16 protein-coding genes are annotated in these 16,238 nt (G+C 45.5%); 5 read left to right on the forward strand and 11 right to left on the reverse strand.

Annotated elements, in window-relative coordinates; genetic code table 11:
* Positions 1–12 precede the first annotated feature (12 nt).
* From infB to QZ209_RS04900, 10 genes are all read right to left on the reverse strand, one after another.
* Positions 13–2,748, reverse strand: coding sequence for a translation initiation factor IF-2 (gene infB, locus QZ209_RS04855; protein ID WP_294345169.1), 2,736 nt, complete (start codon positions 2,746–2,748; stop codon positions 13–15).
* Between the two features lie 43 nt (positions 2,749–2,791).
* Entirely contained in the window at positions 2,792–4,354 is a 1,563-nt protein-coding gene (nusA, locus tag QZ209_RS04860) for a transcription termination factor NusA (protein WP_294345171.1), read from the reverse strand.
* A gap of 53 nt (positions 4,355–4,407) precedes the next feature.
* Positions 4,408–4,923, reverse strand: coding sequence for a ribosome maturation factor RimP (locus QZ209_RS04865; RefSeq protein ID WP_294345173.1), 516 nt, complete (start codon positions 4,921–4,923; stop codon positions 4,408–4,410).
* Between the two features lie 158 nt (positions 4,924–5,081).
* Positions 5,082–5,288, reverse strand: coding sequence for a hypothetical protein (locus tag QZ209_RS04870; protein ID WP_294345175.1), 207 nt, complete (start codon positions 5,286–5,288; stop codon positions 5,082–5,084).
* A gap of 79 nt (positions 5,289–5,367) precedes the next feature.
* Entirely contained in the window at positions 5,368–5,640 is a 273-nt protein-coding gene (locus QZ209_RS04875) for a glutaredoxin family protein (protein WP_294345176.1), read from the reverse strand.
* A 107-nt stretch (positions 5,641–5,747) separates the two neighbouring features.
* Entirely contained in the window at positions 5,748–7,034 is a 1,287-nt protein-coding gene (gene hisS / locus QZ209_RS04880; protein WP_294345177.1) for a histidine--tRNA ligase, read from the reverse strand.
* A gap of 33 nt (positions 7,035–7,067) precedes the next feature.
* Positions 7,068–7,538, reverse strand: a complete 471-nt coding sequence (locus QZ209_RS04885) for a PTS sugar transporter subunit IIA (RefSeq protein WP_294345178.1) — start codon at positions 7,536–7,538, stop codon at positions 7,068–7,070.
* Between the two features lie 94 nt (positions 7,539–7,632).
* Positions 7,633–8,466: a phosphatidate cytidylyltransferase gene (locus QZ209_RS04890; protein ID WP_294345180.1), complete on the reverse strand. Its 834-nt coding sequence runs from the start codon at positions 8,464–8,466 to the stop codon at positions 7,633–7,635.
* Between the two features lie 51 nt (positions 8,467–8,517).
* Positions 8,518–8,649 (reverse strand): hypothetical protein, encoded by a 132-nt coding sequence (locus QZ209_RS04895; RefSeq protein WP_294345182.1) that lies wholly within the window; start codon positions 8,647–8,649, stop codon positions 8,518–8,520.
* Between the two features lie 149 nt (positions 8,650–8,798).
* Positions 8,799–9,731: a CPBP family intramembrane glutamic endopeptidase gene (locus tag QZ209_RS04900; protein ID WP_294345184.1), complete on the reverse strand. Its 933-nt coding sequence runs from the start codon at positions 9,729–9,731 to the stop codon at positions 8,799–8,801.
* 111 nt (positions 9,732–9,842) lie between these two features.
* Between QZ209_RS04900 and QZ209_RS04905 the strand changes: the two genes are divergently transcribed.
* Positions 9,843–10,928 (forward strand): glycosyltransferase, encoded by a 1,086-nt coding sequence (locus QZ209_RS04905; RefSeq protein WP_294345186.1) that lies wholly within the window; start codon positions 9,843–9,845, stop codon positions 10,926–10,928.
* A gap of 16 nt (positions 10,929–10,944) precedes the next feature.
* Here QZ209_RS04905 and QZ209_RS04910 read toward each other — a convergent pair whose 3' ends face one another.
* Entirely contained in the window at positions 10,945–11,571 is a 627-nt protein-coding gene (locus tag QZ209_RS04910) for a YrbL family protein (RefSeq protein WP_294345188.1), read from the reverse strand.
* Between the two features lie 159 nt (positions 11,572–11,730).
* Between QZ209_RS04910 and QZ209_RS04915 the strand changes: the two genes are divergently transcribed.
* The 4 genes from QZ209_RS04915 to QZ209_RS04930 all read left to right on the forward strand — a co-directional run.
* Positions 11,731–12,813 carry a glycosyltransferase gene (locus QZ209_RS04915; RefSeq protein WP_294345189.1) on the forward strand — a complete coding sequence of 361 codons (1,083 nt, stop codon included), beginning with the start codon at positions 11,731–11,733 and terminating at the stop codon, positions 12,811–12,813.
* Positions 12,810–13,898 carry a glycosyltransferase gene (locus QZ209_RS04920; protein ID WP_294345191.1) on the forward strand — a complete coding sequence of 363 codons (1,089 nt, stop codon included), beginning with the start codon at positions 12,810–12,812 and terminating at the stop codon, positions 13,896–13,898. The genes QZ209_RS04915 and QZ209_RS04920 overlap by 4 nt, the downstream gene beginning before the upstream one ends.
* Entirely contained in the window at positions 13,895–14,944 is a 1,050-nt protein-coding gene (locus tag QZ209_RS04925; protein ID WP_294345192.1) for a glycosyltransferase family 9 protein, read from the forward strand. The genes QZ209_RS04920 and QZ209_RS04925 overlap by 4 nt, the downstream gene beginning before the upstream one ends.
* Positions 14,945–15,156: 212 nt before the next feature.
* The coding region (locus QZ209_RS04930) for a glycosyltransferase family 4 protein (protein ID WP_294345194.1) at positions 15,157–16,238 on the forward strand (1,082 nt) is incomplete at its 3' end.

Genomic DNA, 16,238 nt, shown 5'->3' on the forward strand with positions numbered 1-16,238 from the left:
GTTACGGGATATTCAAAGTTTTCTCTTTTTCTCGACAATCCGGTAGGCTTCAATAATATCGCTCACTTTAATATCACTATACCCCTTGAGATTCAATCCACACTCATACCCTGCATCGACTTCTTTGACATCATCTTTAAAACGTTTCAGCGAATCCAGCTCACCGTCATAGATCTGTACACCTTCACGAAGCAGACGAACCTTGGAATCACGGAACACTTTTCCTTCAAGAACGTAACAACCTCCGACATTTCCGATTTTCGGCACTTTGAACACCTGTCGTATCTCAAGCGAGCCGATACTCTCTTCATGAAGCTCGGGTGAAAGCATACCTTCGAGAGCTTGTTCGATATCTTCGATAACATGATAGATGACACTGTAAAAACGCACATCCAGATCTTCTTTTTCAGCCAGTTTTTTGGCATTGACATTGGGCCTGACCCTGAAGCCGATAATGATAGCATCAGATGCCGCGGCAAGCAGGACGTCAGTTTCGGTTATTTGACCGACCCCCTGGTGAATAATCTGAACCTTGACCTCTTCATTCTGAATTTTCATCAGACCGTCAGCAAGAGCCTGTATGGAGCCATCGGTATCAGCCTTTATGATGACGCTCAACTCCTTCATGAGCCCTTCTTTTATCTGCCTGGCAATACTGTCGAGCTTAACGCGAGTACTACGCCGGAATTCGTGCTCGCGCCGGATAATCTGGCGTTTCTGCGCAATCTCCCTCGCTTCTTTGTCAGAAAGCATAACGGTAAACTCATCTCCTGACTGTGGAAGGTCTTCAAAACCAAGAACACTTACAGGTTGAGAAGGTCCGGCTTCCCTGATCCTTTTACCCCGTTCATCCATAAGCGCACGTACTCGCCCCATTGTATGACCGGCAACAAACGGATCTCCGACTTTCAAAAAGCCTCGTTGCACCAGAACTGTCGAAACAACCCCTTTTCCCTTGTCGAGTTCTGCTTCAACGATGATTCCTCTGGCAGGAACTTCTCTTGAAAAGTTTGCTTTCAGTTCCCTGATTTCAGCTTCTGTCAGCACCTTCTCCATGAGTTCTTCGATACCGGTACCCTGTTTGGCAGAGATTTCCTGGCACTGATATTCGCCACCCCAATCCTCCACCAATACTCCGGCTTCTGAAAGCTGTGTTTTTATTTTTTCGGGATTCGCTTCCGGCTTGTCAATTTTATTTATGGCAACGACAATCGGCACTTCTGCGGCTTTCGAGTGATTGATCGCCTCGATGGTCTGCGGCATCACGCTGTCATCCGCAGAGACAACGAGAATAACGATATCCGTAACTTGCGCTCCTCTGGCACGCATCGCTGTAAACGCTTCATGACCCGGTGTATCAAGAAAAGTTATTTTACGGTCCCCATCGAGTGACACTTCATATGCCCCTATATGCTGGGTAATACCACCCGATTCTCCCGCAACGACATTGCTGCTTCGAATATAGTCCAAAAGAGAGGTCTTGCCGTGATCCACGTGACCCATGATCGTAACAACAGGAGGCCTTATGACAAGATCCTCTTCATTGTCTTCCAACTCGACGATCTCGGTTGCCTCGACCTCTGAAACAAACTCGGCTTCAAACCCGAACTCGAGAGAAACGAGCTCAATGGTCTCCTTATCGAGCCGCTGGTTGATGGTCACGAATTTTCCCATTGTAAAGCAATGCTGAATAATCTCCTTCGGAGTAACCCCCATAAGGTCGGCAAGCTCATGGGCGGTAGCAAACTCCGTGACTCTTACAATGCTGCGCTGAGCCTCTTTGATCGCGTCGGCCGCTTCCTGCTCCTTTTCACGCTCAATCTTCCGCATCTTGCGGAACTTTTGCCTTGAAGCCCCACCACCGCTCTCATCCATACCGGAGATGGTACTGCGAATGTTCTTTTCGATTGTCTTTTCATCGACCTCGGGCTTCTTTTTCTTCTTACCCTTTTTTCGCTTCGACGGAGCGGCACTCTCTGTCGTTTTCTCGCTTCCTTCGGAATCCTTCTTCACCACTTTCTTGTCAGCAGCAGCAGTCGTTTCGGTAACCTTTTCACCCTTGGCAGAAATATCGAACTCATCTTTCAGCTCATCGGCCTGCTCTTTAAATCTTTTTTTACGTTTTTTCTTTCCTTTTTTATCCGCATTGCCGCCTATCCCAGGCCCGTTCTGAACATCGATCGTACCAAAAACAGTAAGTCCTCCGATATTCTGAGGGCTTTCAAAGGTGATTTGCCCCTCTGCTTCTTTTACTTCATCAACCGGAGCAGCTTCGTCCACGACCTCTACAGGCGACTCTTTTACCACAGGCTCAGCTTTTTCTTCAGTTTCAAGCACCGCCTCCGGAACCGTCAATTCTTCGACCGCCTCTTTTTCCAGAACCTGCTCTCTCTCAGGAATTTCGGGCTGAGCCTCTGCCTTAGGCTGAGCTGCTGCCCTTTCAGGGCGGCCGCTGATAATATCTTTCAGCTGCTGTTCCTTCTCATAGGTTTTTCTCGACTGCTCCTCAAGACGAGAGAGCCGCTGTTGCTTCTCCTCTCGAATTTTGCGTGTCTCGTCGACAAGTTTTTTTTCGTCGCTGAACTGGTTCAAGATCAAGTCTCGCATCGGCCCTTTAACCATGGAAGATGTTGAGGCAACCTTTCCCCCTGCCTCTTTCACAAAATGCAGCACCTCCTGCGGGCTGACTTGTAGTTCTCTTGCAATGTCACTTATCCGATATTTCATCTCCATTCCCTCAGGGGACATACAACCTCCTCTGGATTTAGTAACCGATTACCCTGTTTGTTTATCAGTTGTTCTGATCATCACCGCCGACACCCGCCACATCGTCATCTTGCTCTTGCCTATCGTCTTCATCAGCAATATCCTGCAGGTCCGCCTCATTAAATTGATCTTTTACCGTTTTGTAAATGTTTTCCGCTATTTTTTTCCAGTAGCGACGTTCGTCTTCACTGAGCTTTCTTTCTTTTTGTTTGAACGATGCTTTCCGACCTCTGCCGAATATAGCAGACTCCTCACTTTTCGACGGACCGACCAAGGCCTCTTCGATGACATCGATGTCAACCTGAAGAACTTTTTTCGCCGTATCGAGCCCACTGTCGAGAAGTTGATAAATCATGTCATCGCCAAATTCCTCACGAAATTCGATAATATCGATATCGTTTGGATCTTCCATCGACTTGTCGATGACATCCCTGTATACATCGATCTCGTAACCCGTCAGCCGCTCAGCCAAATGAATATTGTTGCCGTTCTTGCCAATGGCGTATTTAATCTGTTCAGGCTTGAGCATCACCCGAGCTTTTCTGGTTTTCATATCGGCATGTACCGTCATAGGATCTATTTTTGCCGGCTGAAGCGCTCGTGCAATGAATATCTGAGGATCGTCGGTATAATAAATGACATCGATATTTTCATTGTTCAGTTCTTTGACGATACTCTGAATACGTTTTCCTCTGTACCCTACACTTGCCCCGACAGGATCGATTCTTGAACTTGTCGATTCAACGGCAACTTTTGCCCGTTCACCAGGCACCCTGGCGATTCCCTTTATCACTATAAGACCATCGAGAATTTCGGGAACCTCGCTTTCAAAAAGCTTATAGAGAAAACGATCGTCAATCCTCGAGACGATGACCTTCATTGCACCATCCGGCTTCTCTTTCTCGACAATCGTCCCGTCATCCTGCCTGACCTTCACTTTTTCCCTCTCTATACGCTTCACATACAACTTCATCCTCGGGGTTCGCCTGGGATTATCCTTCTTCATCATTTCTGATTTTGGCAGAATCAGCTCAACACGATGATCTTTGGAAGTGTTGTACGTAAAAACAACCTCGCTGGGTCGCACCTGGTATACCTCTCCGGCCACAACTTCTCCTACTTTCTCGAGGCACTCCTCATAGACTACCTGCCGCTCCAGGTCACGAACTTTTTTCTGAACCGACTGCTTGATAATCTGTATCGACTTACGACTCAAATAATCTTCGAGCTTTATAGGCCCTTCTTCATAGTAATCTCCCAGCTCGAGAGACTCATCAATATTACTCACCTCTTCCAAGCTGATTTCAATAGTAGGCAGATCCACCTCGTCAACTATTGTTTTAAGAATGTAAACCTCAAAATCACCTCGTTCAGGGTTGATAAATATATTGGCTTCTACTTCGGGATCGTAGTCTTTACGCAACTGTTTCTGAATGATATCTTTCAGAAGATCCGCTATATCCATCTTTACAGCGGCACTTTCCGTACGCTTGTCCAGAAAGATCTTCGACTGCTCTATTTCCCCAAAAGCGTTTGCGATAAGCTCTTTCCGATCCTGCTTTTCAGCCTTCACCTGCTTTCTTGCCATTTCTTTGTAGTTCCTTTATTTTAAAGAAAATACGATCTTCTTAACTTCCATTTTTAGAACTCGATTTCCACGACTGCTCTCTTGATACAGCTGAGCTCCAAGCGCACCGGTTCAAGGTGTTCTCCCTTTTTACCTTTCCCTTTCGTAATCGGCTCGAGAACGATGAACGGCACTGCACCCCCGAGAACCTCGGCCCTGAGAAGTCTACCGGAAACTTCATGCATCACATCGTCTCGACCCATGTACTGTACACGTAAAAGGTGCCCTCTATGGCGGATATACTGGCGCACATTGCTTATCGGCTCACCGATACCCGGAGACGAAACTGTCAGCTCATAATCATCCCCGACAATACTTTTCAAGTCTTCACTTTCTTCCAAAGCATCTATCAAACAACGGTTGACCGACATGCACGTTGCAATCGAAACCCCAGTATCGGTATCAACCAACACTTCTATCCTGCTCATCCGGGATGTACCTTTCTCACGAACATCAACAAGAAAAACACTTTCCTCTCCGCATGATTCCAGCACATCGGAAATAAACGACGCCAATTTCTCTTTTACCACATCAACAACCTTAGGTTTGTACCAGAAAAACAAAAAAGTGGGGGCAACCCACTTTCAAAAAAATCTTATCCTTTCTCTCGCGTGTTATGCAATGTATAAAAAAGGGTAAAATTGTTCAAATGAAACAGGAAATACTCTTTTCATTTATTAAACGCAGCTCAGTTGTCTTTCATCGTTGTCTCGATCACCTCGAAATCCGCATCCTCCGCAGCTCCGGAAACCGAAGTCCCATCTCCACCTTTTCGATAGAGTGACTGGAAAGGCCATTGCTGCCTTATAAAACGCTGTGCAAAAAAGCGTATCACTGCCCGAATCAGCAGCACAAAAATAATAATGAGCAGAACAAGTCTTACAAGAAACAACATCTTAAAATCATTTAACAGTACATACCACTCGTGCCATCTTGCCGTGAACAGATGTCCATTTTGCAACGAAAAAAACAAACTATCCCGGTGTATTGTTCCCCAATTCGTTCCCGTTGAGAAGCAGAGTGCGAAATTCAGCAGCATCGACATGATACCTGAAAGCCTCGATACCGTTGACGAGAACAACAGGTATATGCAAACCATGCGTCCGCATCATAACGGGAGAATGCGAGATATCGATTACCTCGAGATGAAACGGTATCTCCGAACGGACCTTGTTTACCAGGAGCAGTGCTTCATCGCATAACGTGCAGCCGGGTTTTGTATAAAAAGAGACATTTTTCTGCAACATAGTTAACTACCGGTTATCCTTTTTCGGGATTATCAGCCACACTCTTTCCCAAAAAAATGGTAACAAGAGCAAGCCCGCCAATGAAAAGCCTATTCCTTGGCCATCTGTTATTGTGCTGATGATATGTTCGAAGATTCGAGTCTTTCAACAATTTGCTGTATCGAGAGAAACTCCTGTTCGGAAGTCGTGAGATTTTTCAATCCAAACACTTGACGTTGTAGTTCGTCCTGCCCGACAAACAAGGCATACGATGCCCCCATCTTGTTCGCCTCTCTCATCTGGGCCTTCATACTTCTACCAGCAAGATCCATTACCGATCTGATCCTTGATTCTCGCAATACATCACAGATACCGACAGCATGAGCAACAAGTTCATGACTCTGCAGCACAACATATACCTGGGGTCCCTCCTGTTTGACATGTGTCAGCAACCCTTGCTTTTCCATGGTGATCAAGAGCCTCTCGAGACCAACCGCAAAACCGACGGCCGGAACATCCGATTTGCAGCCAAGCTGTTTTGCAAGCCCGTCGTACTGCCCGCCCCCACCTATAGCATCTTGTGCTCCCAGCTCGGAGCTTGTCACCTCAAAAGCCGTATGGCAATAATAGTCGAGCCCTCTGACCAGCAATGGATCGATGACATAGCTCAACCCCTTCTCATCGAGATAATGCAACACTTTTTCAAACTCCTCAATTGCCGAAGCACCGAGAAAATCATGCAGCCTCGGTGCATCAGCAATAATAGCCTGTATTTCCGGATTCTTCGAATCCAGGATGCGAAGAGGGTTTTTATCGAGCCGCTCCCTCGAGTGTTCATCAAGCAAAGCGGAATGCGGTTCGAGATATTCTCTCAATGCCTCGATGTAATGCATACGGTCTTCGACGTCACCGAGAGAGTTCATCCTAAGCCTGAGTCCGGTCACACCCAAATCGGCAAAAACCTGCATCATCAACCCTATCACTTCTGCCACAGCTTCCGGAGACGACACCCCTATCAATTCAGCGCCGAATTGAGAAAATTGGCGCTGGCGACCGGCCTGAGGGCGTTCTTTGCGGAACAACTCGGCAATGTAATATAGCTTGTGAATCGGTGAAGATGCGGCAAGGTTACCTTGAATGAAAGCACGCATCACTCCTGCGGTCATTTCAGGCCGCAAGGTGATCGAGCGCCCTTTTTCCTCAGGTCTGAACGTGAACATTTCCTTACCCACGATGTCGGTTGCCGCCCCAATACTTCGCTGAAAGAGTTCCGTATACTCAAATACAGGTGTACGAATCTCGTGAAATCCATACAGGCCTGCAACCCTGTGAATCACCTTCTCAATATGGTTCCATGAAGTAATTTCGTCAGGAAAAACATCTCTTGTACCTTTTACCGCGCGGTATTGCGACATAGCTGAACCGTTCTTAACTGTCTGAGTAATTATTTATATTTGCGGAAAATCTTTCTCCTCCTCCCTGAACAGCTCGAGAACTTCGGAAGAACTCGATGCCGCCATGAGCTTTTCTCTGACATCGGCCCTTCCGGCCAGGCGTGTAATACGGCCAAGAAGCTTCAAATGCTCAGCGAGCATTTCCTCGGGAGTGGCGAGCAGGAAAACAACCTGGACAGGCTCATTGTCGATAGAATCGAAATTTATACTGTTTTTCAGCGTTGCAAAAACAAGTATTGGACTCGATACAGCATCGGTTTTCGTATGGGGCAATGCAATTTGCTGCCCTATCCCGGTTGACATCTCCATTTCACGTTTCAACACGTCTTCACGCAGCTTTCTTTGATTCTTGACACCGGAGTGTGTGTTTGCGATCGAAAGCATCTTATCTATAACCTCATCTTTAGTTGCCAACTCGAGATGTAACTCTATGTATTTTTCGGAAAGCAAACTTTCAATCTTCATTATGACAACCTACTTGACGTTTTTCCCATTCAAAGCCGGATGATGCTGCTGACAGCAGCAAAACAAAAAGAATTTTTAATATAAAAAACATTCCTTACAGTCCACTCAGGGACCTCGCGAAAAACAAATAGAGATACAGCAGGGGTGAAATAAACATGATAGTGTCGAAACGATCAAGAATCCCTCCATGTCCGGGAATTAACGAAGAAGAGTCCTTGACGTCTGCATCACGTTTGAACATCGACTCGATCAGGTCCCCAAGAGGGCTCAGTAAGCCAATGAAAAGACCGGTAACAAGCGCAAAAACCGTATGGAGAGCGGAATCAAAATAAGCAACGACAGCCGATCCTAAAACACTACCTGCACACCCTGCAAAGAAACCCTCCCATGTTTTATGCGGACTCAGCCGTTCGAAAAATTTTCGTTTGAAAAACCTTCCTCCCAAACGGCTTCCCCCGAAGTATGCCATTATATCTGCGGACCAGATACAGATTAACAGCAGGAGAACATAGGAAAAACCAGACGATTCGAAATTTCTGATCAGTATCAACGATCCGAATGCAATGTTCACATAGAGTAATGCCGTCATTGACGAACCGATATTGACTATTCGCGACCCTGCCGTTCTGAACAGCTCCATCACAAGAAATACCATCAGGATGACCAGAAAAAGCAACCATGGTTCAACAACCTGCACAAAAAAATTCAATTGCAGGGCAAGCGAAAAAAACAAAAACCAAGGCAGTGCCGGCGGAAAAGCTTTTGCAGAAAGAAGCCGGTAAAATTCATACATGGCAAGCAGTGCCACCAGAAGAATCAAAGAAAAGAAATACGCTCCACCCATCCAGGTAAACCACACAATCACCGGAATCCCTACCAAAGCGACTGCGACTCTTTTCAGCAAATTTGAACTACCTGTTTCAGCCATAGCCATCAACTTTTTTTGCAAAAGCAATCGTTCACGATACAAATTCAGAGATTACCTTCGCATCTCTTCATCCCCCAAGGCATCCCTGAGAAACCCGTGCCACACGTTCATGAGAACCCGTTCTCGACCTCCGGTTCTCCTTTTTCGGAGTTCACCGTCATGACCACTATCGGCATCGATCATTCACAGTGGCGGCCTGTTTACAAAAAGCCAATGTCATGTATCTTCCGATCGCTCGTCACTCGTATTTCTTCACAGTCACCCCTGTCTCCTTTGTAACGGGCAATGAATACTACAAAAAAACCCCTACAATCAACAGAAGAAACCCAACCTCAACGACGCACCACAACAAAACGCCGGCTGAAACTCCTCATGACAAGAGCAAACAGCAGCAAGGAAAGCGCTACGAAAAGTATAACCCATCCAATCGTTTCAGACATGATCAGCGACTCACCTGTAACATCGGGATTTTCTCGTTGTAGCTGCAATATGACAAGCGATAAAAAATTGTTGCAGAAATGAACCGCAATGGGTACGACAAGACTTTGTGTTTTGTAGTATACATAGCCGATGAACCAGCCCATAACCGTCAAAGGAAGCAGATTGGCAGGGCTCATATGAAACAACCCGAACACGAAACCCGTCAGCAAAATGCCCCCTGTCGGGGAAAGTGAATCCATATAGTTTTTCTGAACGTATCCTCTAAAGAACATTTCCTCACACAAGGACGGAATCACGGCGACGACAAAAACAACCGCAAGGAATTCACCGAACGAATCCGCACCGGCAAGAAACATCAAAAACCGCTGGAGTCGCTCCTGATTGTCAAGGATACTCTCACCGAATTCCCCCAGATAGGAAAGAAAATACCCTGTGCCCTCGACCAAAACGTAAATGAAAGGCTGAAGCAGCAAGACACCTGTAACGGCAAGCAGAACTGCTGACATCGATACCCGATGCCCATAACCGAGAAACTCGAGGTTTTTTTTTGAAAACAGCCTTTTCTCCCCGGTTTGCAGCCCGACCAGAAACAAAACGGGCAAACAAAGCAGCAACACCTGGCCAATAACCTGCACCATTCGAATACCTGCAAGGTCCTGCCGGTTAAAATCCGCCCAGTCCGCCCCGGCTCCCGTAACAGGCAGCACAAAGGACATCATTATCCCCCCCAACAAAGGGTACAGGACAAGAACAACCAGCAAAACAAGACTGGTCCAGTAAAAAACAAGGTTTTTCTTTTTCAGGGAATGATATATATCATTCATTGCATCTTATTTGTTTTACGATCAAAATCTCACTCCCGATATCATTCAGGGTGAAAATATGAAAATCGTACCAATTGGAATTTCTCAACGCCTTTTTTCCACCGAATCATCATGAATATTGTATTCATCAATTCAGCAAGAACCTGGGGTGGCACTGAAAAATGGGTACGAATGGCTGCAGAGTCCCTTTCCGTTTCACACAAGGTCAGGCTTGTTTACCGAAAAGCTGTTGTCGGAGATACAATCACCGTTCACAACTATCGTCTCCCGTGCGTCAGCCATATCGATCTTTACTCGCTAGTAAAACTCGTCGGGATTATAAAAAGGGAAAAAATAGACATCCTTATCCCTACCAAACGCAAGGATTACGTCCTTGCAGGGCTTGCCGCCCGAATCTGCGGCATCACCAACATACTCCGCCTCGGTATCGTCCGCGAGCTGAGAATACCGATCGTTCATAAACTCATCTACAGCACAATGGCTGACGGCATTATCGTCAATGCGGAGAAAATACAACAGTCTCTCTTGAAATCAAGGTTCATGCAGCAAACAAATATCAAGGTTATCTATAATGGACTGGATACGGATAGAATCGACCGACAGAGCCTCCGGACAACTGAAAAACAATATCCGTTCACCATCGCCGCGATCGGCACGCTGACACCTCGAAAAGGGTTTGATTTTTTAATACGAAGTTTTAGCCTTTTTTTAAAACGTTTTCCTGATGCAGCCGCCGGCCTTGTGATCATAGGCGATGGTCCACACAAAGAAGAGCTCACGGCACTTGCCGAAACGCTTAACATAAAAGACAGAGTCACATTCACCGGCTTTCTTCACAATCCTTACCCTTATCTTGCAGCAAGCGATGTTTTTGCCATGACCTCAACCAATGAAGGCATTTCCAATGCCTTGCTGGAGGCAATGTACCTTGAAACCGCTCCTATCAGCACTTGTGCAGGAGGCTCGGAAGAGGTGATCGTTGACGGAAAAAACGGCCTTTTGATAGAATATGGAGATGAGACGATGCTTGCGGAGGCCTTAGAAAAACTATACCTCGATAAAACAGTTTTGCAACGTATGGCCCATAATGCAAAGAAAAGTGTCACCGCCAAGTTTTCAAGCAAAAAAATGAGAAAAGAACTGGAAAATTACCTGTCCAGGTTCTGTGAGGAAAAATACTCAGGATCAGTAGAATAGATGGTTGTCCAAGGCGTCACGTACGAGCTTCACTCAAAGCTTTAAACCGTTTATAAATATGAGGTTTATCCCTATTCCACCCCATCAGTCGCTGCTCGAACTTAAACCATTTTCTTCGTATAACCCTTTTAGCATGTACATGAACATAGTTCGCCGAAGGAAAAAACTGATTGTTCCCGATACCATCTATAAATATTACCTTGCCGCTATGTGGAGTGATACGCTGATAAATCATGTTGTGATGTTCAACAAGCGTTGTCATGATGCCATGAGAAACCATAAATCTTTTCAGCTCCAACATTCCCTTGAAAACATCGTCTAAAATCTCGTCATTTCGACAAGTTTTCAAATAAAACCTGACGTCTTTCGAAATTTCGCCATTATAATCACTGGCAAGGCTGAACACGTAACCTTTTCCCTCGTTCGTATTCACTTCACCGTAGTATGGTGCGATCAAATCAAAACGAATCCCTTTTCGGGCGTATCGCTGGTAATACTTCAACTCCTTGGGTGTAATTTTTCGTTTCTCGTTCAGATCAATTTTGATACATTTGCTTGCATCCTCGGGATGGCGGTAACAAATACGCTTCGAACCCTTTCCTAGAAACAATGATTCATCCACAACCAAAGCCTCGCTACCCATAAGAACCTGTATATTGTTTTTTTTCCGCTGTATTACCTTACTTCACTTTTAACCAAATTGTAACAAAAAAACAAAAAAGTCTTTTCTTTCAAAACAGGCTAAAACCATATATCCAGTATTCAGAAAAACCAGCAACATGACGCAATGCAAGCAAATCCTATGAACTTTCTTTTTCTGAACTCAGCCCGAAAATGGGGAGGAAACGAAAAATGGGTATACCTGTCTGCCGATGCCTTGAACAAGGATAACAACACATTTCTTGCGTACAGTCACAATGCGGTCGGCGAACGTTTTTCCATACCTAAAATACATCTGCCGTTCCGTCATGAAGCCGACCTTCAAACCATTGTAAAACTGGTCTCGTTCGTACGAAAAAAAAATATCGATGTACTCATTCCGTCCAAACGCAAAGACTATGTTATAGCCGGAATTGTTAGCCGCATCTGTAGGTGCCTCAATGTTCTTCGTCTCGGTATAGTCAGAGACCTGAAAAACAGCCCTATACAATCCTTTATTTTCAACAAACTTGCAGATGGCGTTATCGTCAATGCAGAACCAATCAAAAATAAACTGCTTGAATCGGGGTTCAGTGATCCTGAAAAAGTACGAGTGATCTACAACGGTCTGGATGGAGATACAATCAATGCCCGTGCAAAGGAACACAATATCGAACAACCATTTACCTTCACCGTTACATCGATGGGCGAACTAAGTTCCAGAAAGGGTTTCGATATGCTCATCAAAGGGTTTGCACGGTTTGTCAACCAGAAAAAAATCCGTGATGCCGGTCTGATTATCATCGGTGACGGCTCGCTGAAAAACGAGCTGCAAAAACTTGCAACATCGCTGAATGTAGACCGTTACATTCTTTTCAAAGGTTTTTTGCAAAATCCCTACCCATATCTGGCAACGAGCCATGTGTTCGCGATGACCTCCCGAAACGAAGGCATTTCGAACGCTTTGCTCGAAGCTGCATTACTGGGCAACGCGATCATAACCACAACATCAGGTGGCGGAATACGGTCCGTCATAAAGGAACGTGAAAATGGATTTCTTTTGGAATATGGTGATGAAGAAAAGCTGGCTACACTGTTCGATGAACTGTATACCAATCCGGCGTTGACCAAACAAATTGCCGGCAGAGGCACAAACACGGTAAAACAGATGTTCTCGATGGAACGCATGTCGCGAGAAATCCTGGCATTTTGTGAAGAACTGCAAAAACTGCAACATCCGGTATGAACATCCTCTTCATTAATTCAATTGGAGAAAAAAAGTTCGGTGGCGGTGAGAAGTGGATGATCAATGCTGCCAAAGGTCTGACGACAAAAGGCCATAATGTGGTTCTGGCAAGCAAAAAGGACTCTCGTATTCTCCATTACGCCGAAAAGCAAGGGGTGAAAACACACGTTGTCGAAATCCATTCAGATATCAGTCCCGTTAAGACCTTTCTGATCGCTCACTGGCTCAAAGAACAACAGATGGACATTCTCATCTGCAACCTCAACAAAGACGTCAGGGTCGCTGGGTTAGCCGCAAGAATCGCCGGAACACCGGTGGTTCTTGCCCGACATGGTATGCTTTTGTGCAGCAGAAAATGGAAACACAAAATCACACTGACCAAACTCACCGACGGCATCATCACCAACAGCAATACCATTCAGAAAACGTATGCCGGATATGGCTGGTTTCCTGCAGATTTCGTCAAGGTCATCTACAACGGCATCGTCATTCCGGCACATGTCGAACAGGTTGACTTCCAGGCCCGTTTTCCGGGTAAGAAAATCATTTACAGCGCCGGCCGGCTTTCGGAACAAAAAGGGTTCAACTATCTGATCGAAGCCGCACAAATTCTCCGGAAAAAGCGCAACGATCTCGTATTTCTTGTTTCCGGTGAAGGAAAGCTCGCCTCCATACTCCAGAAGCAGGTTGATAACGCCGGTTTGCATGAATCTTTCGTTTTTGAAGGCTTTACAGATGATATTTTTCCATACCTGAAAGGATGCGATCTTTTCGTCCTGGCATCACTTTTTGAAGGAATGCCAAATGTAGTCATGGAATCGATGGCCATGGCGAAACCGGTTGTCGCCACCGACGTCAACGGTGCAAGAGAACTCATGCAAGATGGCAATACAGGCTTTATCGTACCCCCGGCCGATCCGAACGCACTGGCAAATGCAATCGGATCACTCATCGACAATCCCGAAAAGCTCAGCGCATTCGGTAATGCAGGCAAAGAAAGGGTAACGCAACACTTTACCATGCAGCATATGACCGATACCCTCGAAGCTCATCTGCGGTCAAAACTGGAGGCTTCGAAACGATGAACCAGAAAAAAAAATGGAAAAAGAAACGTCTTTTCCGCCAGGTTCTCGCAAGAATCCTTCAGAAAATTGTCAAACGTCCACTTGTATCTGAACCGTACACAGGACCACTCGAAACCATTGCCATTCTTACGCAGGAAAAGTACGGTGACGCTATATTGCTCACCCCTCTTTTGAAAAACCTTAAAAACGAATTTCCCGATACAGAAATACATCTGGTTACATTCAATAAAACAATCACCGAATTTTTCAGCACCGACTCCAACGTCACGGCAATCCATCATGCAAAAGGGAACCTGATTTCATATTTCAAAGGGGTTTTCAGTCAAAAGTTCGATATGCTCTTCAACACCAAAGATCACCCCTCGACCACATTTCTCATCCACTCCCTGCTTATCAGAGCACATCGCAAAGCGGGCATAGACAATGATTTTCACAAAGGCTTTTACGACTACCTCATAACCGTTGATTACCACAGTCCCATCCCTCTGAAAAACTGCGGTTTAATGACTATTCTCGGCAAACCGGTTTCTGCGGAATCATGCCGTCCGTATATACCGCCAAAACCGGTTTCAGAAAAGATCACACAGTTTCTTGAAACATCCGGTCTCGACGGAACTATAGGAATCAACATAAGTGCAGGATGGCCTACCCGGTACTGGACCGAGGATAAGTGGAAAACGGTCATCGATACCTTTACAGAACAAAAGTTCGTTGTTCTCAGCGCCCCAGCCGATCTCGAGACAAAAAGAAGACTCGAAAGTGCATGTCCGGCAATTCTTGCCTCTCCCCCAACGCTGAACCTTTACGAAACCGGAATGATTATCGATAAGCTTCGTTTGCTCGTCACTCCTGACACATCTCTTGTACATGTAGCATCATGTCAAAAAACTCCGGTGGTAGGTCTTTACGTTAAAGCTTTGCAGCATCGGACACGCTTCAAACCGTTCCTGATTGATTTCCTGCAAGTGGTCTCACCCACAGAATATGTAAGGGATATTACATCTGAAGCCGTCATCAGTGCCATCAATGAACTGTTGCGGCGTTAAATCGCGGCGCTTTCAACAACAATCATTTTTACGTAAATATCAGTGTACCATGACAATGAAAGGATTGAACAAGCGGGAGACGTTCACAACGATGAAAACACATATATAAGCCTTCCACTGCTTGAATTCTTCGGAAACTGTCAATGAACTTTACCAAAGTTCTAACCGAACAAACAGCCAATAGTATCCGATTAACGATGTAAAAGTAAAAAATGCGCTTCATTTTGTTAACGTCAGAGTACCCTCCGGAAATGTACGGCGGTATCGCTCATTGGGCAAAAAACCTCTTCGATACACTGATACACTCGAACCACCAAGTCACAGTCCTTACACACCGGAACAGAAAACACAGAAGGTTAAAAGTCACATCCACCGACAACGTACGATACATCAGGGGGCATGACTGGCAAAAATTTCACTGGCTGTATCGTGCACCTCACCTTTTGAAATTATTGTTGACCCATAAAAACGTCACCCTTATCGCGGCAACCTGGGATGAGCTACAAATCCTTCACAAGCTCAAACCTTTTTTTGGTTTTAAGATATTCTGCTCCTCGCATGGCACAGACATCACAAAACATGTTTTTCCGAGGAAAGAAAAAACATTGAGAAAAATCAATACCATTTTCGAGTCCATTGACCTGTTCATGCCAGTGAGCCAGTCGCTTGATCGTCTTGCCAGATCGATGTACCCAAATATCTTATGCAAAAGCATCGTACTCGGCTGTAATGTCAATACCGAACGTTTCCATCCTGAAATGGATACAGTGAAAAAATCGGCTCTCAGAAAACAATTCAATATCGACCCTTCCTGTTCATTGATTATAACCGTGGGCAGAATGATGGCGGTAAAAGGTTTCCGGCTGGTTATCATGGCACTGCATGAGATAAGGAAAACAATCCCTAACGTCCTTTACATGATAGTTGCCGAGCCACAGGCCCCTGAACAGCAACAGATTCAGTATCTGGTCAAAGAACTGGGCCTCGAAGACCATGTCGTCATTCAAAAACCAGTCAGTAATGACGAACTGCCAAAGCTTTTACAGATGGCCGATGTTTTCGCACTGACATCTGAACCGGTATACCTCCCTCATTATCAGGAAGAAGGCCTCCCAAGAGTGATACCTGAAGCCAGTGCGTGCGGCCTGCCGGTCATCGTCAGCACAACCGGAGGCTTGAAAGAAGCCGTAATCGACAAAGAAACCGGCTTTGTAGTCCGGCACGGAGATCAGGAAACTCTAATAAAAAGACTGACGGCTCTTTTGAGCGATGAAAATCTTGCATCTGAAATGGG

This window comes from Prosthecochloris sp., from assembly GCA_015482705.2.
In the GTDB taxonomy this organism is placed as follows: domain Bacteria; phylum Bacteroidota; class Chlorobiia; order Chlorobiales; family Chlorobiaceae; genus Prosthecochloris.